The organism is Micromonospora sp. NPDC047187 (assembly GCF_040643355.1).
In the GTDB taxonomy this organism is placed as follows: domain Bacteria; phylum Actinomycetota; class Actinomycetes; order Mycobacteriales; family Micromonosporaceae; genus Micromonospora; species Micromonospora salmantinae.
This window is the reverse complement of sequence record NZ_JBEYUF010000016.1, coordinates 13,516-36,096: the sequence shown is the minus strand read 5'-3', so window position 1 is coordinate 36,096 and position 22,581 is coordinate 13,516. Positions and strand designations below refer to the sequence as shown.

Below are 22,581 nucleotides of genomic sequence, written 5' to 3'. Positions count from 1 at the left end.
CCTAGGGTACGTAAGCGCTTTCGTAAGCGCTTACGTGACCGGCATCCGGCATGCCGCGAAACGAGGTGACAGCCATGTCCAGGGCCCGACGAGCGGCCGTCTCCCTCCTGGCGATCGGCGCACTGACCGGCGCCGGCGCGCCACCGGCGCAGGCGGATCGCAGCATCCCGTCCGACGTCCACCCGGAGCTGCGCGCGCACCTGGTCGCCGCGTACGACTTCGACCACCCGGTGCCCGGCGACCCCGCCCTCGAACGCGACCAGGGGCGTTCCGGCACCGAGATCGAGCTGATCAACGGCGGTGCCGCCATGCGGGTGCCGGACCGCGCCTACCGGGGCAGCCGCAACGCGGTGCAGACCCCCCGGCGCGCTCGCCCTCTACCGCAACGGCGAACCGGTGGACGGCTTCTACACCCGCACCGACGACCCGTGGCTGGTGTCCGGGCCGGGCCCGCACGTGACCACCGCGTCCGACCCCCGGGGCATCAAGATCGGCGGCAGCTTCCCCCAGGACACCCTTGAGCGCAACCCGTGCGACTGCCGGATGGACGGCCTGATGTTCCTCGACAGTGTGGTCTTCGCGAACGACGTACGGAGGCAGTACCGCCACCTTGCCCGCTGACCACCCTCGGCACCGTCCCACCGAGAAGGAGACACGCGTGCGCACCCAGCACCGCCGCGCCGGCACCGTCGGCCGGCCCACAGTGAGGGCCGGCCTCACCGCCCTCGTGCTGATCCTGTCCACACTGGTCGCCTCACCCGCGCGAGCCGCCGACGCGGTCGACGACCCGATCCCCGAGATGCCGGTCCAGTCCCGACTCGGGCTGGTCCTCAGCGAGTACGCCAGCTTCCCGCAGTCGTACCCCACGCCGGCGCCGACCGACGTGCGGCTCATGCGTACCGCGCGGATCAACACCATCATGGAGGTGCCCGACGGCTCCGGCCGGCGGGCGGTGCCCGACCTCAACGGCAGCCTCTACCTGGTCGAGAGCGCGGTGCCGCACGTCTACCTGGACGTGGCCGCGACGTTCGCGCCGCGGTTCTTCTCCGGTCGCGGGCTCGGCCAGGGCTTCGGGTACGTAGCGTTCCACCCGGAGTTCGGGGTGAACGGCCGGTTCTACACCATCCACACCGAGTTGGCCTCGACGACGACCGTCAGCCCGGACTACGCCCAGCCCAACACGCTCTTCCACGGTGTCATCACCGAGTGGACGGCGACGCATCCGGCGGCTCCGACCTTCGCCGGTACGCACCGGGAGGTGCTGCGCATCGGCTTCGGCGGCCAGGTGCACGGCATCCAGGAGATCAACTTCAACCCCACGGCCAAGCGCCACGACCGCGACTACGGCCTGCTGTACCTCGCCGTCGGCGACGGTGGCCAGGGTGCCCGCAACACCGACCCGCAGAACCTGGCCCTGCCGCACGGCAAGCTGCTGCGGATCGACCCCCGGGGCACCAACTCCGCGAACGGGCGCTACGGCATCCCGCCCGGAAACCCGTTCGTCGGCCGGGCCGGCGCGCTCGGCGAGCTCTACGCGGTGGGTTTCCGGGACCCGCACCGGTTCAGCTGGGACCGGGCGACCGGCCGGATGTACCTCGGGCACATCGGTGAACACGCAGTCGAGGCGATCTACGAGGTCCGTGCCGGGGACAACTTCGGCTGGAGCGAGCGCGAGGGTTCATTCGTCTTCGACAAGGCGGCCACGAACCCCTGCGACCGGCTGCTCCCGCTGCCCGCCGACGACGACAGGTACGGCTACACCTACCCGGTCGCCGCGTACGACCACGACCCCGCCGCCGGTTGGAACTGCACCGACGACGTCGGTGTCGCGGTGGCCGGCGGCTTCGTCTACCGGGGGCGGGCGCTGCCCGCGCTGCGCGGCAAGTACGTCTTCGGCGACCTGGTCGACGGCCGGGTGCTCTACACCGAGGCCAACGAGATGCGCCGGGGCCGAGGGTTGGCCACGATCCACCAGCTCGCGCTCTTCGACGCGGCGGGCACCCCGGTCCGGATGCGCGACCTGTCCGCACCGGGCGCGCCCGGTGACCCCAACCGGGTGGACCTGCGCTTCGGCACCGACGCCACCGGTGAGCTCTACGTCGTCGCGAAGGCCAACGGAAAGGTCTGGAAGGTGACCGGTACCCAGGAGTTCGCCAGCGGTGACGTCGGGGACGTCACAGTCCGTCGTACCACGGGAGCCGCGAACTGGGCGCCGGTGACGCCGGCGAAGTGGCAGTTCACCGGCGACCAGGTCATCCTGGCCGAGGCCGGGGAGAGCCGGCCGGGTCCGCGCCGGCCCTTCGAGTACGCCGTGCTGACCAACGGTCCGGCGTGGTCGGCGGTGCGGGTCGACGCCCAGGTACGACTCGACACCCCCGTGGAAATCACCAACCGGGACGTGATCATCGTCTTCGGCTGGCGCTCGGACACCGAGTTCTACTACGCCCACCTCTCCACCGACAACACGATCTATCCGCACAACGGCATCTTCAAAGTGAACAACGCCGACCGGGAACGCATCGACAACCAGTGGAACGGCCGCTCCCGGGGCGCCAACCCGGCGATCACCGACGCCGACTGGCACCGGGTCCGGGTGGTGCACCTGCCGTCCACCGGTGAGATCGCCGTCTACGTCGACGGGCACCGGGACCCGCTGCTGACCGCGAAGGACACCACGTTCGGCTCGGGCCGGGTCGGCTTCGGCTCGTTCGACAACGTGGGCCGACTGCGCAACCTGACCGTCACCGGCACGCCGGCCTGAACCGGGTCACGGTGGGGACGGCGACGGCTCACGCCGCCGTCCCCACCGAGCATCCGTCGCGCCGTGCGAGATCAACGGCGAGGCCGTCCAGGGCCGGCTAGACCGCTCCGTAATGGAGGGACAGCCCAGTGGCGGCCCGGTCGGCGGTTATCTGCATCATGCTTCCCAACATCGTCGCCCGGTCCGTCACCAGGGCCGTCCCGTCCGGCGCGTACGTGATTCGGTCGCTGACCAGCACCGGCGCTCCCTCCGCCTCGTCCAGATGCCGGGCCACGTCGGCGTTCAGCACCTCCGGTCGGATCGTCTCCGCCGCCCGGGCCACCACCACCCCCAGGTCGGCGAGGGCCGCGTACAACGATGTGGCGGTGAAGTCCACGTCGTGCAACCGGTTCGCGTGCGGCTCGCGTACCCAGGAAATCTGATGAATGGCGCGGCGGCCAGCGAACGCGCGGACCCGCTCCAGGCGCAGGCCCGTCTCGGCCTCGCGGACCCGCAGCCGGGCCGCGACGCGCGAGGGCACGCGGCGCTGCATGCGGGAGATCACCGTCGTGTGGACCGCGTGGCCCTGCTCGCGCAAGTCGTCGCCGAAGCTCCGCAACGATCCCAGCTGGTACGCCGCATGAGACGGTGCCACAAAGGTGCCCTTGCCGGGCCGCTGGACGATCAGCCCCTCGGCGCTCAGTTCGCGCAGGGCCTGCCGCAGCGTCATCAGAGTGACGCCGTACACCGTGCTCAGCTCGCGCTGCGCGGGCAACGCCTCGCCCGGCACGTAGTGACCGTCGCGGATCTTGGCGGCGAGGTCGGCGGCGATGGCCCGATAGCGTGCCACTGTTCTGTCTCCCGATGCGTCGACTGTCCGCTCCCGTCATCGACGGCCGCCGTCGATCATCGCACGGGGGCGACCTGAGACAGCGCGGCCCGCAGCGACGCCACGAAGGCGCCGACCTCGGCGGGACTCGCCCCGTCGAGGATGCGCCGCATGACGGCCGCGCCGACGATGACTCCGTCGGCGACCGACGCCGCCTCGCCCGCCTGCTCCGGCGTGGAGATGCCGAAGCCCAGCAGCACGGGTAGGTCCGTTACCTGCTTGAGCCGGGCGGCCAGAGTGGCGGCCGACGGTGCGAGCCGGTCGCGTTCGCCGGTCGTGCCCATGATCGAGATGGCGTACACGAAACTCTGACTGCGTCGGCCGATCTCGGCGAGCCGGTCGTCCGGTGTGGCGGGCGAGGCGAGCAGGCTCACCTGGACGCCCGGCACGTCCAGCCCAGCCAGCTCGTCGAGGGGCAGGTCGGGCACGATCAGCCCGGTCACCCCGGCCGCCGTCAGCGCGTCGCCGAACCCGGGCCGTAGCGCGATGTTGGCGTACGTGCTGGCGACGAGGGGGACGCCTATCCGCGCTGTGGCGAGGTCTTCCAGGACCGAGGCGGGCGTCGTGCCTCGGGCGAGTGCCACGTCCGAGGACTTCTGAATTGTGGGACCGTCCACGGTGGGATCGGAGAACGGCAGCCCGACCTCGATCAAGTCAGCTCCGGCGTGCTCGAAGGCGCTCAGGTACGCCGTCCAGCCCGGCACGATCCCGCCCGTGATGTAGGGCATCAGTAGCTTCATGCGAGCTCCGCCTCCGCGATCAGGGTGGTGACGTCCTTGTCGCCGCGCCCCGAGAGGGTGACGAGCACTGTTGATCCTCTGGGCAGCTCGGGCGTGCCGGCGGCGCGTACGACCCAGGCGAGTGCGTGGGCCGACTCGATGGCGGGCAGCACGCCCTCCGCCCGCGCGAGCCGGACTGCGGCCGCGATCGCCTCCCCGTCGGAGGCGGTGACATACCGGGCGCGCCCCAGATCGCGCAGGTACGCGTGCTCGGGGCCGACGCCGGGGTAGTCCAGCCCGGCCGCGATCGAGTGCGCCTCCTTGATCTGCCCGTGTTCGTCCTGGAGGAACAGGGACTGGAAGCCGTGCAGTACACCGATTTCCCCGTTCGCCGCGCCGGAGCCGCCCTCGGCTTCCACCCCGACGAGCTTCGCCGAGGTCTCGACGAACCCGGCGAACGTGCCCGCCGCGTTGCTGCCGCCGCCGACGCAGGCGACCACGTAGTCGGGGGTGGCAGCGGGCAGCTCGGCCGCGCACTGCCGCCGGGCCTCGTCACCGATGACGCGCTGGAACTCGCGGACCATCATCGGATAGGGGTGCGGACCGATGACGGAGCCCACGCAGTAGTACGCCTCGTCGGCGTCCGTCACCCAGTGACGCATGGCCTCGCTGGTGGCGTCCTTCAGCGTCCGGCTACCGGTGGTCACCGGAACGACCTCGGCGCCCAGCAGCCGCATACGGAAGACGTTGTGCGCCTGGCGTTCCACGTCGCGTTCGCCCATGAACACTCTCACCGGCAAGCCCAGCAGGGCACCGGCCGTCGCCGTCGCGACGCCGTGCATGCCCGCCCCGGTCTCGGCAATCAGGCGCGTACGCCCCATGCGCCGGGCCAGCAACGCCTGTCCCAGCACATTGTTGATCTTGTGTGATCCGGTGTGCGTCAGATCCTCCCGCTTGAGCAGCACCGTCACACCGAGTTCCGCCGACAGTCGCGCGGCCGGCGTCAGCGGGGTCGGCCGTCCCACGTGCGCCGACAGCAGCGCGGCGAGGCTGCCGCGGAACCCGGGATCGGCCCACGCCTGCGAGAAGGCATCGGCGACCGCCTCGCAGGCGGGGATCAGGGACTCCGGCACGTATCGTCCGCCGTAGCTCCCGTACCGCCCCGGACCGACTGCCGACCGCACTGTTATAGAACTCATACAGCAGTTATAGAACAGTCTGGCCCGCCTGGCAACAGGCGCCCCACCGAGCATCCGTCGACCTGCCCCGGAGGACCCGGTCCGGTTCGTAGAATTCCTGCCATGCCGGAGATCGTCGAGTTGCTGGCCTCGCCAGTGCACCGCTTCCTGGGCCGGCCCGCCGACGGCCCGGCGCCGGCCCCGCCCGGCGAGCTGGTCGACGTGGTCCGGATCCGGGCCGGCCTCGGCATCGTCGGCGACCGGTACTTCGGCCAGCAGGCACACCGCGACGCCAGCGTCACCGTCATCGCCCAGGAGTCGCTGCCGGTCGGCATCGGCCTGGCCGAGGTGCGGCGCAACATCCTCACCGCCGGGATCGCCGTGGACGAGCTGATCGGCAGGGTGCTGGTGCTGGACTCCGGCGACGGCCCGGTCAGCCTGCGGGTCAACCGGGCGGCCCGGCCGTGCGCCTGGATGGACGTCACCGTCGGCCCGGGCACGTGGAAGGCGCTGCGCACCACCGGCGGCATCCGCTGCACGCCCCTCAACGACGGCACCCTGCGCGTCGGCGCGATCGACGCCGTAGTGAACTGAGGAAAGGGCTCGACGTCGACCCTCCCGGCCGGCATGGTGTGAACCGGACAACGGCCGACCGGCGGTCGGCGCAACGCTCGGGGGAGGCGGCGGCAGTGGAGCACGCACTGACGGATCAGCTGGTCGACGACCACACGATCCTGCAGGTGGTCGTCGGTTCCCGCGCGTTCGGGCTGTCCGGCGCGGCCTCGGACACCGACCGACGCGGGGTGTACGCCCTGCCGGCCTCGGCGTTCTGGGGGCTGCGAAAACCCGCGCGCCATCACGACGGGCCGCTCGACGAGCAGGTGCGGTGGGAAGTGGAACGCGTCTGCACGCTCGGGTTGGCGGCGAATCCCACGGTCCTGGAGGTGCTGCACTCGCCGCTGGTCGAGACGTGCACCCCGCTGGGTGCGGAACTGCGGGCGCTCACGCCGGCCTTCCTGTCCCGGCGGGTCGCCGACACCTACCTGCGGTACGCCACCGCCCAGTTCGGCAAGGCCGAGCGGGGGATCGCCCGCACCGGCGTTCCGGCGTGGCGGCACGTGATGCACCTGATCCGACTGCTGACCGCCGGGAGTGACCTGGTCCGCACCGGCCGCCTGGTGCTGGACGTGGGCGCCGACCGGGACCGTCTGCTGGCGGTCAAGGCCGGCGAGGTGCCCTGGGCCGAGATCGTCGCCTGGCGGGACCGGCTGGTGAGCCGGATGACCGCGGGCCTGGACACCAGCCCGCTACCCGAGAAGCCCGACGAGGTCATTGTCGAACAGTGGTTGATCTCCGTCCGGGATCGTTCCGTGCGGTGCTCGGCGTGACGGCCTGGGAGGCCGCGGGGCTGCCGGCCGGCGTCGACCTCACGGGCATCCTCGCCGAGCAGGCGTACCCGTTGGTGTTCGCCACCGTCTCCGGCGCCCACCTGTACGGATTCCCGTCCACCGACTCGGACGTCGACCTGCGCGGCGCGCACCTGCTTCCGGTCGAGGATCTGATCGGGCTGGCGCAGCCGACCGAGACCCACACGGTCATGACCGACCGCGAGGGCGTGGAACTGGACCTGGTCACGCACGACCTGCGCAAGTTCGTCCGGCTGATGCTGCGGCGCAACGGCTACGTGCTCGAACAGCTGCTGTCACCCCTGGTGGTGCACACCACCGCTGTGCACGCCGCGTTGGTCGAGCTGGCACCGCTGGTGCTGACCCGGCACCACGCGCACCACTACCGCGGCTTCGCCGCCACCCAACGGCGGCTGTTCGACACGACCGGTGAGCTGAAACCACTGCTCTACACCTTCCGGGCGCTGCTCACCGGCGTCCACCTGATGCGCACCGGTCGGATGCTGGCGCACCTGCCGAGCCTGCTGGTCGCCGAGGCCGCGCCGGCGTACCTTCCGGAGCTGATCGCGGCGAAGCGGTCCGCCGAACACGGCGGGCTCGACGGCCTGGTCGCGGGCCCGGTCCTCGGCCGGGACCTCGCCGAGCTGGCGTCGCGGCTCGACGAGGCGCAGCACGACAGCCGACTGCCGGAGCAACCCGCCGGGTCGGCGCAGCTCGACGATCTGGTGGTGACGGCCCGGCTGGCGGATTCGGCGAGGTGACGCCCCGGCGAGCCGGTGCGTGGTAGAACCAAACCGCGCAGCGGCTCGCAGGTCTCCGGGCAGCCGGGGGCGATGCCGGACGGGACCTCATCCGAAACAGAGGTGGTGCGTTGAACCTCGAGCTGCGGCAGCTCATCGAGGAGCTGCGGGCTGAGCTGGCCGATGTGCCGGACAGCCTGGCCTACGCCGAGTTCGGCGAGGGGGCGGCCATCGACGCCGTACCGGCGGGGCTCCCGGCCGGCCTGCGCGACCTCCTGCTGGTGGCCGACGGGCTGCGGGCGGGTCGGGTCGAGCTGGTGTCCTCGTCGACCCTCGCGGGGATGCAGTACCACCTGGACTACGCGCCGGACTTCTCGTCCATTCCGCAGGACCGGGCGGGCTGGCTGGTGGTCGGCGTCCGCAGCGACGAGCCGATCTTCATGGATCGCGGCACGGGAGCGATCTGGTACTTCCCACCCACCGGCACCGAGTGGTTCATGTCCGACGCGTTCGAGGAGCTCGCCCCCGACGTGGAATCCTTCGTGGACTACTACCTGCTGGGGCCGGGCTACGCCGACCTGACCCCCGCCGACGACCGGTGGTTCGCGTTCCTCGACGAGCAGGGACTGCTCGACGAGGACGACGAGGACGGCGGTTGAGTCAGACCGGGCTGATGTGTGCGGCCAGGACCCGCCAGCCGTGCGGGTCGTCGTGGACCCACGTCCGGGTGTAGCGCAGCCGCGCAGCGAACGGCACCCCCTCGGAGACGCCGGACACCCGGCCCAGGAAGAACGTCACCCCCGTCGCTCCGACGACGAGCAGGTCCAGCTCCTCCTCCACCAACTCCTCGACGCTCAAGCGGCGGTCCCGGTGGGAGGCCAGGTCGTCCTGCTTGCTATGGGTACGCCCGTCTGGTCCGACGGCGATCAGCTGGTCGACCAGCAGCTGATCGAGGGCGGCGACGTCACCGGCCCGTTGGGCGGCCTGCAGGGTGCGCTCGGCGTCGAGCAGCTCAGCCTCGCGTGCACTGTCCGGCATCGTGGCGTCCTCCCGTTCTGGTCCGACCCGGTGCCACCGTCGGCCCGGGCTGTCCGCATTGTGGCAGCCAACCCGGCCCGGGTGGGTAGGGATCGCCGCCGACGTTCACAGACTCAGGCGAATCCGTACGACGGTCTCCCCGGGACTGGTGAGCACCGCTACCTCGTCACAGATCTGCTCCACGATCGCCAGCCCGCGACCCCGTACCGAGTCGGCGGCCGGCATGCTCCGGCCGAACGCCCGCGTCGGCCCCTGGTCGACCACGTCGCAGAACAGCTGACCCGGCTCTGCCCAGAGCCGTACCCAGCCGCCGCCGGTGGTGTGCTGCAACGTGTTGGTGGCCAGCTCGCTGACCGCCAGCGTCAACAGCTCCACCCGCTCGGCCGACAGGCCACGGGCCAGCGCCCCGGCGCTGACGAACGCGCGCAGCGCTCGTACGTCGGTCGCCACCTGATACGCCATGGTGTCCGCCGCGTGGGTGGAGACACTCTGCTCGGCCACGGTCTCCCGTCGCTCGCCCCGCATCAGCCCGCCCGGTGCGGCTGCCCGGCCAGCGGCACCGCGTTCCGCGCGGGTGTCGTGGTCGTGCGAGCCTCGAAGTGCGCCATCGGGCAGCCGGAACCCTTCTCGTAGCGACAGCTGTTGTCGCCACATCATGTCACCCACCGCCCGCTTGACTGTCTCGTCCGTTCGGCGGTTGATCACCTGCGGGCGGGTCCCGACCAGGCTCGCGGCCTCGGCAGTGGAACTCGCCGTCAGGGACGGATGTCCAGGGCGCCGATCAGCCCGTCGCGCAGCGTGAACCGGTACCGCAGCTCGATCGGGCTGCCGGGGAAGTCACCGGACACCCGGGTGACGGCCAGGTACGAGTCGCCGGCCTGCGCCGTGACCCGGACCGGCTCCGCCGTGTACGAGTAGGCGTCCATCGTCTTCTGTCGCCAGGCGCGGATCGAGGCCCGCCCGTCGTACAGGCGGTCCTCGTCGGCGACGCTCGCGGTGTCCGCGAAACAGGCGACGAAGGCGTCCAGGTCCCGGTCGTTGACGGCCCGGAAGTACCGGTCGATCACGTCGGGCAGGTCGAGGGCCATCTGCTCCTCCTGCGGCACGGGCCGCCGTCGGGCAGCCGTCGGGTTCCCGGTCCGACCTCACCGTACGAGAAGCCGACGGCACCGCGCGGAGCAACCAGCAGAACCATCCCGCTGCGGTTGCCGGGTTTGCTGCCGGTGGGCCCGGGTAGCCACGCGTTTCCGAAAGCGAAGGGCGGGGGCATGGCCGAGCTGGCGTTCGTCGACAAGGTTGCGGCACGGGCGGGTCTCCCGCCGGAGCAGGCGCGCCCGCTCACCGAGGCGGTCCTGCGGACCCTCACCGAGCGGCTCAGCGGCGGGGAGGCGGGCGCGTTGGCCCCCCACCTGGCCGACGAGCTGAGCCCGCTGCTGGTCAAGGCCGCCGAGCCGCCGGAAACGTTCGGCTACGACGAGTTCCTGCGCCGGGTGGCCGACCGCGCCGGGATCGACCGTCCGGCCGCCGAGCGCGGCACCCGCGCGGTGCTCCAGACGATGCACCGCGTGGTCGGGCACCGGGAGTTCGAGGATGCCCTCGCCCAACTCCCGGCGGACCTGCGGGCGCTGGCGCAACCGCTGCCGCACGGTCCCTGACCCACGGCCGGCGCCCCGGGGTGGGGGCGCGGCCTGACCCGCCGGTCAGACCGCGTCCCTTCGTCCGAGGTCAGCCGGTTACCCCGCTACTGACCACCCACTTCTGATGTGCGCCGCCCGCGTACGTGCCGAGCTGGATCTGGGTACGGTCGGCGCTGCTACCGCCGGCGGCCTCCAGAACCTTGCCGGACTGCGGGTTGCGGATCGACCCGTCGGCCTGCGGCTGCCAGACCTGCGCGGCGGTGCCGTTGCAGGTCCAGAGCTGAACCTTCGTGCCGTTGGCGGTGCCACCGTTGTCCACGTCCAGACACTTGCCCAGCACCCGGTAGGTGTCGCCGACCTTCGTCCACGACTGCGCGGTGGTGCCGTTGCAGGTCCAGAGCTGGATCTTCGTGCCGTCGGCGGTGCCAGCGTTGTCGACGTCCAGGCACTTGCCACCGACGCCGGTGATGGTGCCGCCGGTCGGCGGCGGGGGACTGCCCGGGATCGAGTTGAGCGTGTACCACGCCTCGGTGCTCCACAGGGACTCGCCGCTGGTGGAGGTGAACGGGCGCGGCGAGCGCAGGTGCACCACGCGGCCGGCCTTGCGACCGGGCACCGTGAGGCTGACCTTCTTGCCGTCCGCCGAGAGGGTGGCCGAGGTGACGGTCAGCGTCTCCTCGTCGATCTTCGGCCCGCCGTAGTTCGACGTCGCCACGTACCGCCACTGCTTGAGCTTGTAGCGCGCGGCCAGGTCGGTGGCGGTCGCCGTCGACACCGGCTGGGTGTACTCCACCTCGAAGCCGGTCGTGGTGGCGCGCATCGCGAGCATCTCGAACGTGGTGGCGGTGTTCGGGGTGAGCTTCTGCAGGCCGTACGACAGTTTGCCGGTCTGCCCCCAGTTGCCGCCCGCGCCGAGCCCACCGACGTAGATCGCGCCGTCCGGGCCGACGTTGACCTCGGAGACACCCGCCTCCAGCCCCTGGGTGAGCCGGAACAGCGCACCCTGGTACTCGCCGTTTACCTTCTCCACATTCGCCCGTTGCAGGCCGCCGTAGGTCACGTCACCGATGACGAACTGGCCGGCGTAGCGACCGCTGGTCAGGTAGAGCGGCGTGCTGGGCGAGTTGGCGATCTCGTTCTGCGGCATCCACAGCACCGGCTGCGTGACCGGAGCGGTGTCGAACGGACCCGCCGGGTTCGTGAAGTGGTTGAAGAACCGGCCCTGCTTGACGTGCACCAGCTTCGACGAGGGCAGCCAGCCGCCCTGGTTGTCGGTGACGAAGATGCCGCCCTCCGGGCCCCAGCCGATGCCGTGTGGCGTCCGCAGGCCACCGGCGACGTAGCTGACCGCGCCGGTGTCCTTGTTGACCTTGAGGGTGGTGCCCCGGTTGGTCGCGGGCTGCGGGTTGGTGGTGGCGCCGCCGGAGTTGATCGACACGGACAGGTTCAGATAGAAGAACCCGTCCTGGTAGAGCAGGCCGAACGCGAACTCGTGGAAGTTGCCGCCGTACGGCCAGGTGGCGACGGTCTCCAGGCGCTCGGCCACCTCGTCACCGCCGGTGTTCACCAGCCGGGTCAACCGCTGCTTCTCGGTCACGTAGACCACCCCGTCGACGACCTTGAGCCCCATCGGTTCCTTGAGGCCGCCGGCGATCTTCTTGGTGGTCACGTTGCCCGGGGTTGTCGACCCGCCGGTGTTGCCGAGGATCCAGACCTCGCCGTCCTGGGAGGTGCCGGACTGGTCGCTGCCGCCCCAGGTGCTGACGACCAGCCGGCCGTCGGCCAGCCAGTCCATGCCGGTGACCTTCGGCTGGAAGCCGCTGGGCCGCAGGTTGGTCACTGTGTAGCCGGGGTGTACGCCGGTCAGCGGCAGGCCGTCGCCGGGGGTGTCGGAGACACCCTCGCACTCCTTGCGCCCGGGTGCGGTCACCCGGACCACGCCGGCGTCGGTGCTCAGCGCCGAGTTCGGTACGACCACGAAGGTCGACGAACCGGGAGTCTTCCACTCGAGGGTGATCTGCTGCCCGCCCCCACGCTCGAAGTGGTCGATGCGCAGCGCGTGAAGGCCGGCGGTGAGGGTGACGGTGCCCTCCTTCGGCGGGGTCGCACCGTGCAGGCCGTCATGGTTGATCACCACGGCGTTGTCGATCGACAGCTTGGAGCCGTCGTCGCTGCTGAGCCGGAAGGTGTGGCTGCCGGCCTGGGTGGTGGTGATGTTGCCGAGCACCTGCGAGACGAAGTTGTCCTCGAAGCCGAAGTCGGCCGCCGAGGTCCAGTTGATGGTGGACATCAGCTTGTCGACGTTCGGGGTCTGGGCGGGCTTGAGCGTGCACAGCTCGGACAGCGGCACCTGCACGTCGAAGACGCGCAGCGTGACACCGGGTTCCTGTGCGGGAGCGGCGTTGGCGGGGACGGCCCAGAAACCGGCGGCGAGGATGAGTGCCAACGCACCCAGGACGGGATGGTGGAGTCGGCGTAGCAGGCGTGTGCCCATCGTTCCTCCAGGAGGCAGTGGAGTGTCCGACGGCCGGTGTGGATCAGCGGTGAGGATGGCCGTCGGCCCGGCTCCGTAACGTCCTCGACGCCGACGAGTGACGTTGCGGAAACACCGGGTGGATGGCTCGGAACATTAAGGCGTTTCGATTGGACTGTCCATGGCTTCGCTTCGATGCATCAAAAGTTTCCTATGTCCGTGCGAAAGTTCGCCACGGTACGCGAAGAGTGCCCGGCTATTGCGACCGTCTAACGCCGTCCACGCCGCGCCGGACCACCGGCTCGATTGCCGCTCTTCCGGGTCGGGTTGGCAGACGTGCGGGTTGCGGCTCCGCCCCGGCCCGCCCCGCCGACGGGTCGGCGATCCACAGTGGCGGCTCCGCGCGCCGCGGGCCGACGACGGGCGGCCACCAGCACGATCACCGAGACCACGACGACGATCAGGGCCGGGACCAACCAGGCCGGAAAGCCGTCCCCGCGTTGCTCCGGCGTGGCGCCGGCCGGGTCGTCCGCCGCAGCGCCGGTAGGGGCGACCGGGCTGCCGGTGGCCCCCGGGTTGGTCGATCCCTCGCCCTCGGCCTGGGCGAGCAGCGCCGGATCCGGCCCCGCCGTGGGCACCGACCAGCCGGCCGGGGCCGGCGTGCCCGGGCCCTGGTAGTCGAAGGTCACCTCGCCCCGCACCGCCTCGCCGTCCGAGGCGACCGAGAGGTAGCTGGCGGTGTAGCGGCCCTTCGCCGGCCAGTGCGCGACGGTAACCATGGCCGGGAAGCCGGTGTGGTAGAGCCGTGGCTCGAACACACCGTTGACAATGAAGTACTCGGTGACCGGCTTGTCCAGTCGCTTCGGCTCACCGTAGGACCAACCGTTGTCCACCCGCGACCCGTCCGGACCGCTGATGGCGAAGTGCGCGTTGGAAGCCGGCTTCTCGGTGAAGTACAACGCCAACTGGGTCAGCGGCTCGCGTACGACAGTGCCCTTCAGCGGGGTGGAGGTCGCCAGCTGGCCGTGCGCGGACGCCGGGGCGACAGGCAGCAGCAACGACACCACAAGGGTTGCCGCCAGCGCCGCCACGACACGGCTCAGGACCCTACGCACAGTGACCAGCTTCGATCGCATTCGTTCATCATGGTCATTTCCCCGACACCGAACAAGACGTAGAGTTCTCCTCCCCCGACGATCAACCCGACACCCGTCCTCCTCGCGTCATTCGGAGTCCGCCCGTGTTCGTCAGCACCCCCGCCGCCCGGACCGCCGCCACCCTCGCCGCCGCCACCCTCGGCGCCCTGCTTCTCGCCGGTTGCGGGCAGGACGACGACCCCTCGGTGGCCACCCCCTCGCCGGGGCCCACGTCCGTCGCCCCGTCGAGCGCCACCCCCACCGCGCCGACCCCGACGGCCACCGGCACGCCCAGCGCCTCCGCCAGCACCGTCGCGGTGGACCAACAGATCACCGTCACGATCGCCAAGAAGCGGGTCGATCCGCCGACCGGCCGGGTCACCGTCAGTAAGGGCCAGCTGGTCCGGATCACCGTCACCTCCGACGTGGCCGACGAGTTGCACGTGCACGGCTACGACCTGGGCGCCCGGCTGCCGGCCGGCACGCCCGGCTCGGTGGAGTTCCGCGCCGACAAGACCGGGCTGTTCGAGGTGGAGACGCACGACTCCGAGCTGGTGCTCTTCCAGCTCGTCGTCCGCTGAACGACATGACGGCCGTTCCCACGCTGCTGGCACATGGCGTCGGTGGCCGCCAGGACCTGCCGATCACGCTGCCGCAACTCGTCGTCGCCGCCGCGCTGACCCTCGTCGTCACGTTCGTGGCGCTGGGCCTGCTCTGGCGCGAACCCCGGCTCGACCGGGACGCCGCCGGCGGTCGCCCGGTGCCTCGCTGGCTCGCCCGACTCGTCGACGCGCCCGCGTTGCGGTGGGCGCTGCGCGGGCTCGGCCTGCTCGCCGCCGCCTGGTTCTGCCTCGGTCTGCTGGGCGGCCCCGACACCGCTGACAACCCGACCGCCGGCGCATTCTACGTGCTGCTCTGGGTCGGGCTGGCCCCGCTGTCGCTGCTGCTCGGCCCGATCTGGCGGGCGGTCAACCCGCTGCGCACGGTGCACCTGCTCGCGGCGCTGGCGGCGCGGCGCGACCCGAACCGTGGGCTCCGTGAGCTGCCCGACAGCGTCGGCTGGTGGCCGGCCGCCGCCACAGTGTTCGGGTTCGTCTGGCTGGAACTGGTGGCCCCCGACCGGGCCACCCTGCCGGTCATCACCGCCTGGCTGGCCGGGTACGCGGTGGTCCTGCTGGCCGGCGCGGTGCTGTTCGGCGCCGGCTGGTTCGACAGCGCCGACCCGTTCGAGGCGTACAGCACACTGATCGGTCAACTCGCCCCGCTCGGCCGGGCCGCCGACGGCGTGCTGGTCTGGCGCAACCCGCTCGACGGGATCGCCGGCCTGCGACCCCGCCCCGGGCTGGTCGCCGTGGTGATCGTGCTGCTCGGCTCGACCATGTACGACAGCCTCTCCAACGCGCCGGGCTGGTTGCGCTTCGGCCAGGAGAACGGCCTGCACCCGGCCGTCACCGGCAGCGGCGGTCTGAGCCTCGTCATCGCCGCCGTCGCGGTCGCGTACCTCGCCGCCACCGGCGCCGCGGCGCGCATCGGTCGCGCCGACGCGGCCGAGGCCCGTGGGGTGCCGGGCGAGATCGCCCACTCCATCGTGCCGATCGCGGTGGGGTACGTGGTGGCGCACTACTACTCGCTGCTGATCCTGGAGGGCCAGCGCACCGTCGCGCTGCTCTCCGACCCCCTGGGCACCGGCGCCAACTGGCTCGGCACCGGCGACTGGGAGCCGCAGACCGCGCTGATCACGCCCTCCGGGGTGGCGACCCTCCAGATCACCGTCATCATCCTCGGGCACCTGCTCGGCACGCTGCTCGCCCACGACCGCGCCCTGTACCTGTTCCCCCGGGCCCGGGCGGTGGCCGGCCAACTACCCCTGCTGGCACTGATGGTCGCCTACACCGTCGCCGGTCTGCTGCTGCTCTACGCGGGGTAGTCCCGGCGGGCTCCGACCCGTGCGTCATGATGGCCCGTGGACTCCGATCTTCAGCGTTACCTCGACGACCTCGTCAGCACCGCCCGGGGCGTGCTCGGCGCCGACCTGGTCGGCGCGTACGCGGCCGGCTCGGTGGGGCTCGGGGCGTACCAACCCGGCCGCAGCGACGTGGACGTGGCGCTGCTCAGCGCCGGGCCGCTCACCGACACCGCCAAGCGGACGTTGGTCGCCCGGCTGCGGCACGAGGCGCTGCCCTGCCCCGCACGCGGACTGGAGCTGGTCGTCTACGACCGGGCGGTGGCCGCCTCCGGCACCCCGGAGCCCGGCTTCGAGGTCGAACTGAACACCGGGGCCGGCATGCCGTTCCGGCGCACCCTCGACCCCGCCGACCGCCCGGTCACCGACGGCCGATTCTGGTACGGCCTCGATCGCAGCATCCTGCACCAGAGTGGACTCCCACTGCTCGGCCCGCCGGCCGGAGAGGCCTTCGCCGACCTCGCCCCGGCCGACCTGCGCCGGCTGCTCATCGAGGCGCTGTCCTGGTGGCTCGCCCTGCCCACACCGCCGGCCGACCAACCCGCGCCCGGCACCGAGGACGCCGTACTCGGCGCCTGCCGGTCACTGGTACGCCACCGCGACGGCGTCTGGTTGGCGAAGGTGGCCGCCGGCCAGCGGCTGATCGACGCCGGCGACCGGGCCGAGGTGATCCCTCAGGCGGTCGCCGCACGGCACGGCGGGCCGCCGCCCACCGGGGCACAGGCCCGCGCCTTCCAACAACGGGTACGCGACGAGATCGCCGGGTAGCCGTTTCGCCGCTGCGGGAGCGGGCCTCGCGGGGCTCAGCGGACCGGGCTGGACTCCAGCGAGGCGAAGAGCAGGTTGAGACCCTCGGTCATGGTCGGGTGGGTGATGACCGCATCCCGCAGGGCGGTCCACGGCATTCCGGCGAGCATGGCCAGCTGCACCGAGGTGATCACCTCACCGGCCTCGGCGCCGAGTAGCGCCGCACCGAGGATCCGGTCGGTGCTGGTGTCGATGACCGCCTTCCACATGCCCTGGGTCTGGCGCAGGGTGCGCGCCCGGGGGATGGCGGCGACCGGCAGGTGGGCGACCTGGATGTCGTACCCGGCGCGGCGCGCCCCGGTCTCGGTCAGCCCGATCCGTGCCAGTTCCGGGGTGGTGAAGACGGTGTACGGGATCAGCCGGTCGGCGGTGCTGCGCTGGCCCCCCGCGAGGTTCGCCCGGATGATCCGGTAGTCGTCCAACGAGACGTGGGTGAACTGCGGGCTGCCGGCGACGTCCCCGGCCGCCCAGGTGCGCTCGGCGCTGGTGCGCAGGTGCTCGTCGACCTCCACGAAGCCCCGGTCGCTGAGCCGTACGCCGGCCACGTCCAGGCCGAGCCCGTCGGTGACCGGTTCCCGCCCGGCCGCCACCAGCACGTCGTCCCCGATCACCACGCTGCCGTCGTCCAGCGTCACCCGGAGCGAGCCGTCGGCCTCCCGGTCGACCCGCGCGACCGCCACACCCACCCGTACGTCGATGCCATCATCGAGGAAGACGCGCATCACCGCGTCGCTGATGTCGGGGTCCTCGCGGGTGAGCAGCCGTGGACCACCCTCGACCACTGTCACCGCGCTGCCGAACAACGCGAACATCTGCGCGAACTCCACCCCGACGGTGCCGCCGCCGAGCACCACCAGCCGGGCCGGCAGCCGATCCAGGTGCAGCAACTCGTCGCTGGTGAGCACCCCGGCCTCGGCCATCCCGGGCACCGACGGCAGATGGGGGCGGGTGCCCGTGTTGATCACCACGTCGCTGCCGCGCAGCACTCGCTCGCCGCCGTCGGCGAGTGCCACCCGTACGGTTCGTGGGCCGACGAACCGGGCCTCGCCGATCACCAGGTGCAGGCCGGAGTCGAGGAACTGCTGCCGGTTGGCGGCGACCATCCCCTCGACCACGTCCTGCTTGTGCGCGCGCAACAGGTCGATGTCGACCCGGCCGCCCTCCACCGTCAGGCCGAGCGCCGACGCGTCCCGCAGCTGGCGGGCGGCCCGCGCGCTGGTCACCAGTGCCTTCGTCGGGATGCACGCGACGTTGATGCAGCTGCCGCCGATCATGCCGCGCTCGACCATGGCGACCCGCTGACCGGATCGGGCGACGTCCATGCTCAACGTCTTGCCGGCCTTGCCGCCACCGACGACGAGCAGGTCGAACTCCTCCGGTTGGTCGGTCACCGGGCGCTCCTCTCGGTCACCGGCCAGGCCGGCGGCCACCGCTGGTGCGCGGCGGCCAGCCCAGCCTGCCAGCTCGACCGGACGCGGCGACCCGGTTCCGCGCAGAATCCGCCCGGGCCCGCCCCCGTTCCGCGATCTTGCACTAACTGTCCCGACGTAGGGGGCATTCCGCGCATCTCGGCGACCGAAACTGCAAGATCGGCGGGGGTGGGGTGGGGTGGGGTGCAACGGTGGCTGAGGTTAGTGCCGGGCGGCGCCGTTCTCGCTGACCGGCTGCCCGAAGGCCAGGAACGGCACGGGCGTCGGTGCGTCCGTGCCGATGTGCCGAGGGAAGGTCGGCTCGGTGTCGTCGGCGCCAACCTCCCGGGCAGCCGTAGGTTCGGACGTCGTCGGCTCGTCCGCCACCGCCGGTGCGTCCGCCTGCTCGTCATTCGCCTGCTCCGCCGGGGCCCGGTCGCCAGTGGCCTGTCCTACCGGGGTCAGGTCGGCGTAGCCGCTCTGGACCGGGCTCCGGTCGGCAGGTGCGGGGTTGAGCGGGGCGCGCTCGGCAGTGGCGCGGTCGGCGTCCGCGTCGTCCACTGTGGGTCGCTCCGCGGAGTACCGGTCGACGCCGACGCGGTCGACGGTGAGCCGCTCGACGCCTACCCGCTCGGGGGCGGGCCGGTCGGCGCTGGAGCGGGAACCCACCATCGGGTACTCAGCGGTCTCCGTACCGCCGGCTGCCGCGGCCATGACCGCGGCGGCGGCGAGGTCGGCCACCCGCTTCGCCTCCCGCTGCACGCGGGCGCGGACCTCCTTGGCGTGCCGCTCGGCGGAGTCCCCGGCCCGCCGGGCCTCGTCCAACCGGGCACTTTCGGCGGTCAGGTCCCGACGGACCTCACTGAGTCGCTGCTGCATCCGGGACAGCTCGTTCTCCAGCGTCTCGCCCTCCTGGCGGATCTCGGCGAGCTGCTGGCGGCCGGTGTCCAGCTCGGCGTTCAGCTCGGCGGCCTCCTGCCGGCGCTCCTCGAGCTCCTTCTGCAGGGCGGCGAGCTGCTGCTGATGGCTGGCGGCCTGCTCGTCGGCGCGGTTGCGCAGCTCGGTCACGTGCTGCTGCGCCTCGGCCAGCAGCGCGGCGATCTGCTGCTCGGTCGCGCTGCGCTGCTCGGCCAGCTCCTGCTCGGCGGCGGCCTGCTGTTCGGCGATGTCCTGCTCGGCGGCGGTGCGCCGTTCGTTGACCTCTCGCTCCACGTTGGCCTGCCACTGGGCCATTTCCTGCTGGTGCTTGGAGCGGGTCGACTGGAGTTCCTGCTGGATCTGGGTACGGGCCGACTTCATCAGCGCGTCGGCGGCGACCCGGGTCTGGTTGAGCTGCTGCGCGCTCTGCTCGGTGATCCGCTTGGCCTCGTGCTGGGCGCGCTCGTGCGCGGCCTCACCGTCGGCCCGCAACTGCTCGGCGTGCTCGCGGATCGCTGTCAGTTCAGCTTCGGCGTGGGTGCGCCGTTCCTCGTGCGCCTGCTCCTGCTCGGCCCGCCGGGCGGCCAGTTCCTCGGCCAGATCCTGGCGTGCCTGGGCGGCCCGCTCACGGGTGTCGGCGAGGATCCGTTCGGACTCGCTGCGCAGCTCGTTGGCCCGGTCGGTGGCCGACTCGGTGATGATGCCGGCCTGCTTCTCGGCGAGCGCCATGATCTCGCCGACCATCGGGCCCAGATCGTGGAACGAAGCGCGGTCCACCTGCACGGGTTGCTCCTGAAGCTCGGCCAGTTCGGCGCGCAGCCGCTGCACCTCGGCGGTCAGTTCACGGACGCGGACCGCGGAGCGCCCGTGCTCTCCGCTCAGCATTGCTATCTGGCCGTCGAGCTGTTCCAGGTGCCGGTCCACCTGGCGTTTGTCGTATCCGCGCAGGGCGAGCTCGAAGCTCGGCCGGGAGGCCGCATCGTCGCGTGCTGCGTGCGGCTCAGCGCCGATGGACATGCACCATCCTCCGTACGATCGGGGCGTCAGGGTCGGCGGTCGCCTGCCCCACGGGCCGTCAGTGTGGCGCAACGCTACCGCCGACCGGACCTCATGCGAAGTCCTGCCCCACCACCTCTCACGTTGGCGTCCCGCGTCCCCCCGATCCCGCGCCGATCATGGACCCGTGGTGCCGGAAAGGTGATGCTCCACCACCTTTGTCATCCAGCACCACTCCATGATCGACGCAGGTCACCTCGACGCGAGGTCAGCGTCGGCGGGCGACCAGGACCGCGTCGTGGTGGGTGATGTCCTCACCGTTCTGGTTGGTGGCGAGGCGGGAGCGTTCCTCAGCCGCCAACACCTCCCAGTGGGCCGGCTCCAGATCGGCTGCCACGTCCTGCGCGGTGTACATCGCGTCCGGCATGTGCATCCGGTGCGCCGACCCCCACAGATCCGACGGGTGGTGCCCGACGATCAGCAGGACGCCGCCGGGTGCCACCGCCGCGGCCAGCCGGCCGAACAACTCCCGCCGCTCCGCCGGTGGCAGGTGCATGAACTGCGCTGACACCAGGTCGTACGCCTTCTCGGTGGGCGGCTTGTCCCGTAGGTCGGCGTGGGTGAACTCGATCCGGTCGCCCACTCCGGCGGCCTCGGCGTGCGCGGCGGCCCGGCTCAACGCCGTGCTGGAGATGTCCACCGCCGTCACCTGCCAGCCGCGCTCGGCCAACCACACCGCGTCGCCGCCCTCGCCGCTGCCCACGTCCAGGGCGCGCCCCGGGGCCAGGTCGGTGACCTCGGCGACCAGCTGCGGGTTCGGCCGGCCACTCCAGATCGAGGGGCGGGACTGGTAGCGCTCCTCCCACGCCGGCTCCTCGAACGTCGTCGCCACCAACTGCCGGTACGCGGCCACCGCGTGCCGGGTCTCCTCGGCGATGAGATCGGCGTTGATCGCCGCCGCCGCGGTCAGGCCGGCCCCGGCGGACGTGATCACCTGACCGCGGATGTCGGCCACGTTGCCCGCCACCCAGACACCCGGGACGGTCGTCGCGCCGGTGGCGTCGGTCGGGATCTGGGCACCGATGACGTGCTCACCCATCGTCACTTCCTCCGGGGCCAGACCCAACCCCACCAGCACATCGGCGCGGGGGGTCAGCCGCGTCGCCACCACGATCGCGTCGAGCGCCACGACCCGGCCGTCGGCGAGCCGTACACCGGTGAGCGCGTCGTCGGTCACCTCCACCGCGGCGACCGGGCCGGGCACCACAGCGATGCTGCGGGCGGCGAGCCGCTCGGCGGTCTCCGCGTCGGGTGCGGGGGAGTCGTGCAGGAGGAGCAGCACGCTGGGGCTCCACTGTCGCCACATCTCGGCCTGGTGCACGCTCAGCGGGCTGGTCGCCAGAACGCCGATCCGGCGGTCCTGAACCTCCCAGCCGTGGCAGTACGGGCAGTGCAGCACGTCGCGACCCCACCGCTGGGCCAGGCCGGGCACGTCGGGCAGTTCGTCGGTCAGTCCCGTGGTCACCAGCAGCCGGCGGGCCCGCACCGCCTCCCCGCCGTCCAGGCCCAGCCGGAACCCGTCGTCGTCCCGGGTCGCCGCCTGCACGCGTCCGGTGCGGAACTGCCCGCCGTACCCGGCCACCTCGGCCCGTCCGATCGCGAGCAGCTCGCCCGGCGGCGTCCCCTCCCGGCCCAGGTAGTTGTGCACCCGATCGGCCGGCGCGTTGCGCGGCTCACCGGAGTCGATCACCAGCACCGACCGTCGGGCCCGGCTCAGCGCCAGGGCTCCGCTGAGCCCTGCGGCGCCGGCACCCACCACCACCACGTCGTATGTCTCGTCCACCGGTATCTCCCTCTTGCTTCGTCGGATGCGCCCACCATCCGTCGCCGTCGGCAAGGTGGCAACTATCCTTGCCGTTATGGCAAACGAGGACAGCGCCGCGCTGGCGGCCGTCGGCCCCCGGCTGCGTGCCCTGCGTCACCAACGCGGGACCACGCTGACCCAGCTCGCCGACCTGACCGGCATCTCGGTGAGCACCCTGTCCCGGCTGGAGTCCGGTAGCCGTCGCCCCACGCTGGAGTTACTGCTCCCGCTGGCGAGGGCCTACCAGGTGGCGCTGGACGAACTGGTCGACGCCCCCGCCACCGGCGACCCCCGGGTACGCCCCAAACCGATCGTCATCCACGGCGTGACGTACCTGCCGCTGACCCGCCGACCGGGCGGTGTCCAGGCGTTCAAGCAGATCTTCCCGCCGGACCCGTCCGCCGGGGGCCGAATCCCGCAGGCCCACGAGGGGTACGAGTGGCTCTACGTGCTCTCCGGGCGGCTACGCCTGCTGCTCGGTGACCGTGATCTGACGCTGACCCCGGGGGAGGTGGCCGAGTTCGACACCCGCATCCCGCACCTTTTCTTCAACCCTGGCCCGGGCACCGCCGAAGCCCTCAGTCTCTTCGGGCCGCAGGGGGAGCGGTTGCACGTCCGGGCCCGCCCGGCCACGCCCGACAAGCAGCTGTGATCCACACGAATCTTCG

The 22,581-nt window shown here is 71.8% G+C and carries 22 protein-coding genes; 11 read left to right on the top strand and 11 right to left on the bottom strand.

The genetic code is table 11. The features are described from left to right. The first annotated feature begins 396 nt into the window (after positions 1–396). Both ABZ794_RS23155 and ABZ794_RS23150 read left to right on the top strand, forming a co-directional pair. Entirely contained in the window at positions 397–621 is a 225-nt protein-coding gene (locus tag ABZ794_RS23155) for a hypothetical protein (RefSeq protein WP_357517495.1), read from the top strand. Positions 622–658: 37 nt separating this feature from the next. Continuing rightward, positions 659–2,761 carry a PQQ-dependent sugar dehydrogenase gene (locus ABZ794_RS23150; RefSeq protein WP_357517493.1) on the top strand — a complete coding sequence of 701 codons (2,103 nt, stop codon included), beginning with the start codon at positions 659–661 and terminating at the stop codon, positions 2,759–2,761. 97 nt (positions 2,762–2,858) lie between these two features. Here the strand turns inward: ABZ794_RS23150 and ABZ794_RS23145 are convergent, their stop codons facing one another. The 3 genes from ABZ794_RS23145 to trpB are packed head-to-tail and all read right to left on the bottom strand — an operon-like array spanning position 2,859 to position 5,547. Next, positions 2,859–3,590: a GntR family transcriptional regulator gene (locus ABZ794_RS23145; RefSeq protein ID WP_357517491.1), complete on the bottom strand. Its 732-nt coding sequence runs from the start codon at positions 3,588–3,590 to the stop codon at positions 2,859–2,861. A 56-nt stretch (positions 3,591–3,646) separates the two neighbouring features. Beyond that, entirely contained in the window at positions 3,647–4,369 is a 723-nt protein-coding gene (gene trpA / locus ABZ794_RS23140) for a tryptophan synthase subunit alpha (protein ID WP_357517489.1), read from the bottom strand. Continuing rightward, entirely contained in the window at positions 4,366–5,547 is a 1,182-nt protein-coding gene (gene trpB / locus ABZ794_RS23135; RefSeq protein WP_357517487.1) for a tryptophan synthase subunit beta, read from the bottom strand. Before trpB ends, trpA begins: the two co-directional genes overlap by 4 nt. A 102-nt stretch (positions 5,548–5,649) precedes the next feature. Between trpB and ABZ794_RS23130 the strand changes: the two genes are divergently transcribed. The 4 genes from ABZ794_RS23130 to ABZ794_RS23115 all read left to right on the top strand — a co-directional run bounded on the left by ABZ794_RS23130 (position 5,650) and on the right by ABZ794_RS23115 (position 8,331). Beyond that, positions 5,650–6,120 carry a molybdenum cofactor biosysynthesis protein gene (locus ABZ794_RS23130; RefSeq protein WP_357517486.1) on the top strand — a complete coding sequence of 157 codons (471 nt, stop codon included), beginning with the start codon at positions 5,650–5,652 and terminating at the stop codon, positions 6,118–6,120. A 95-nt stretch (positions 6,121–6,215) separates the two neighbouring features. Then, positions 6,216–6,914, top strand: coding sequence for a nucleotidyltransferase domain-containing protein (locus ABZ794_RS23125; RefSeq protein ID WP_357517484.1), 699 nt, complete (start codon positions 6,216–6,218; stop codon positions 6,912–6,914). Positions 6,915–6,934: 20 nt separating this feature from the next. Beyond that, positions 6,935–7,693 (top strand): nucleotidyltransferase domain-containing protein, encoded by a 759-nt coding sequence (locus tag ABZ794_RS23120; protein ID WP_357517594.1) that lies wholly within the window; start codon positions 6,935–6,937, stop codon positions 7,691–7,693. A gap of 110 nt (positions 7,694–7,803) precedes the next feature. Beyond that, positions 7,804–8,331: a hypothetical protein gene (locus tag ABZ794_RS23115; RefSeq protein ID WP_357517482.1), complete on the top strand. Its 528-nt coding sequence runs from the start codon at positions 7,804–7,806 to the stop codon at positions 8,329–8,331. 1 nt (position 8,332) lies between these two features. Here the strand turns inward: ABZ794_RS23115 and ABZ794_RS23110 are convergent, their stop codons facing one another. The 3 genes from ABZ794_RS23110 to ABZ794_RS23100 form a co-directional block, all read right to left on the bottom strand. Then, positions 8,333–8,710 carry a nuclear transport factor 2 family protein gene (locus tag ABZ794_RS23110; protein ID WP_210786178.1) on the bottom strand — a complete coding sequence of 126 codons (378 nt, stop codon included), beginning with the start codon at positions 8,708–8,710 and terminating at the stop codon, positions 8,333–8,335. A 105-nt stretch (positions 8,711–8,815) separates the two neighbouring features. Further along, positions 8,816–9,415, bottom strand: coding sequence for an ATP-binding protein (locus tag ABZ794_RS23105; protein ID WP_357517479.1), 600 nt, complete (start codon positions 9,413–9,415; stop codon positions 8,816–8,818). Between the two features lie 50 nt (positions 9,416–9,465). Further along, complete coding sequence (locus ABZ794_RS23100; protein WP_210786179.1) at positions 9,466–9,798, bottom strand: nuclear transport factor 2 family protein; 333 nt, start codon at positions 9,796–9,798, stop codon at positions 9,466–9,468. Between the two features lie 180 nt (positions 9,799–9,978). On the opposite strand from ABZ794_RS23100, the gene ABZ794_RS23095 reads away from it, so the two are divergent. Then, positions 9,979–10,365 carry a DUF2267 domain-containing protein gene (locus tag ABZ794_RS23095; protein ID WP_196923406.1) on the top strand — a complete coding sequence of 129 codons (387 nt, stop codon included), beginning with the start codon at positions 9,979–9,981 and terminating at the stop codon, positions 10,363–10,365. A gap of 70 nt (positions 10,366–10,435) precedes the next feature. Here ABZ794_RS23095 and ABZ794_RS23090 read toward each other — a convergent pair whose 3' ends face one another. After that, a complete protein-coding gene (locus tag ABZ794_RS23090) occupies positions 10,436–12,841 on the bottom strand; it encodes a ricin-type beta-trefoil lectin domain protein (RefSeq protein WP_357517476.1) in 2,406 nt (801 codons plus the stop codon). A 248-nt stretch (positions 12,842–13,089) separates the two neighbouring features. Next, a complete protein-coding gene (locus ABZ794_RS23085) occupies positions 13,090–13,956 on the bottom strand; it encodes a copper resistance protein CopC (protein WP_357517474.1) in 867 nt (288 codons plus the stop codon). Between the two features lie 104 nt (positions 13,957–14,060). On the opposite strand from ABZ794_RS23085, the gene ABZ794_RS23080 reads away from it, so the two are divergent. From ABZ794_RS23080 to ABZ794_RS23070, 3 genes are read left to right on the top strand one after another with little or no spacing between them, the layout of a single operon-like run. Then, positions 14,061–14,537, top strand: coding sequence for a hypothetical protein (locus tag ABZ794_RS23080; RefSeq protein ID WP_357517472.1), 477 nt, complete (start codon positions 14,061–14,063; stop codon positions 14,535–14,537). A gap of 5 nt (positions 14,538–14,542) precedes the next feature. Then, entirely contained in the window at positions 14,543–15,883 is a 1,341-nt protein-coding gene (locus ABZ794_RS23075; RefSeq protein WP_357517470.1) for a hypothetical protein, read from the top strand. Positions 15,884–15,919: 36 nt separating this feature from the next. Beyond that, positions 15,920–16,687: a nucleotidyltransferase domain-containing protein gene (locus ABZ794_RS23070; protein ID WP_357517468.1), complete on the top strand. Its 768-nt coding sequence runs from the start codon at positions 15,920–15,922 to the stop codon at positions 16,685–16,687. A gap of 35 nt (positions 16,688–16,722) precedes the next feature. On the opposite strand, the gene ABZ794_RS23065 is transcribed toward ABZ794_RS23070, so the two are convergent. The 3 genes from ABZ794_RS23065 to ABZ794_RS23055 all read right to left on the bottom strand — a co-directional run bounded on the left by ABZ794_RS23065 (position 16,723) and on the right by ABZ794_RS23055 (position 21,892). Further along, a complete protein-coding gene (locus tag ABZ794_RS23065) occupies positions 16,723–18,117 on the bottom strand; it encodes an FAD-dependent oxidoreductase (RefSeq protein ID WP_357517466.1) in 1,395 nt (464 codons plus the stop codon). Positions 18,118–18,357: 240 nt separating this feature from the next. Further along, positions 18,358–20,070, bottom strand: coding sequence for a hypothetical protein (locus ABZ794_RS23060; protein WP_357517464.1), 1,713 nt, complete (start codon positions 20,068–20,070; stop codon positions 18,358–18,360). 247 nt (positions 20,071–20,317) lie between these two features. Beyond that, positions 20,318–21,892, bottom strand: a complete 1,575-nt coding sequence (locus tag ABZ794_RS23055) for a bifunctional NAD(P)/FAD-dependent oxidoreductase/class I SAM-dependent methyltransferase (protein WP_357517463.1) — start codon at positions 21,890–21,892, stop codon at positions 20,318–20,320. A gap of 76 nt (positions 21,893–21,968) precedes the next feature. Here ABZ794_RS23055 and ABZ794_RS23050 point away from each other — a divergent pair, with 76 nt between their 5' ends. Further along, the gene (locus tag ABZ794_RS23050) at positions 21,969–22,565 is read left to right on the top strand and encodes a helix-turn-helix domain-containing protein (RefSeq protein ID WP_357517461.1); all 597 of its coding nucleotides are present in this window, start codon (positions 21,969–21,971) and stop codon (positions 22,563–22,565) included. Positions 22,566–22,581 lie beyond the last annotated feature (16 nt).

Excerpts from the sequence above, each read along its gene's own strand:
- trpA (WP_357517489.1), bottom strand. The coding sequence starts at position 4,369 with ATGAAGCTACTGATGCCCTACATCACGGGCGGGATCGTGCCGGGCTGG.
- trpB (WP_357517487.1), bottom strand. The coding sequence starts at position 5,547 with ATGAGTTCTATAACAGTGCGGTCGGCAGTCGGTCCGGGGCGGTACGGG.
- ABZ794_RS23130 (WP_357517486.1), top strand. The coding sequence starts at position 5,650 with ATGCCGGAGATCGTCGAGTTGCTGGCCTCGCCAGTGCACCGCTTCCTG.
- ABZ794_RS23110 (WP_210786178.1), bottom strand. The coding sequence starts at position 8,710 with ATGCCGGACAGTGCACGCGAGGCTGAGCTGCTCGACGCCGAGCGCACC.
- ABZ794_RS23100 (WP_210786179.1), bottom strand. The coding sequence starts at position 9,798 with ATGGCCCTCGACCTGCCCGACGTGATCGACCGGTACTTCCGGGCCGTC.
- ABZ794_RS23095 (WP_196923406.1), top strand. The coding sequence starts at position 9,979 with ATGGCCGAGCTGGCGTTCGTCGACAAGGTTGCGGCACGGGCGGGTCTC.
- ABZ794_RS23090 (WP_357517476.1), bottom strand. The coding sequence starts at position 12,841 with ATGGGCACACGCCTGCTACGCCGACTCCACCATCCCGTCCTGGGTGCG.
- ABZ794_RS23085 (WP_357517474.1), bottom strand. The coding sequence starts at position 13,956 with ATGCGATCGAAGCTGGTCACTGTGCGTAGGGTCCTGAGCCGTGTCGTG.
- ABZ794_RS23075 (WP_357517470.1), top strand. The coding sequence starts at position 14,543 with ATGACGGCCGTTCCCACGCTGCTGGCACATGGCGTCGGTGGCCGCCAG.
- ABZ794_RS23060 (WP_357517464.1), bottom strand. The coding sequence starts at position 20,070 with ATGTCCATCGGCGCTGAGCCGCACGCAGCACGCGACGATGCGGCCTCC.
- ABZ794_RS23050 (WP_357517461.1), top strand. The coding sequence starts at position 21,969 with ATGGCAAACGAGGACAGCGCCGCGCTGGCGGCCGTCGGCCCCCGGCTG.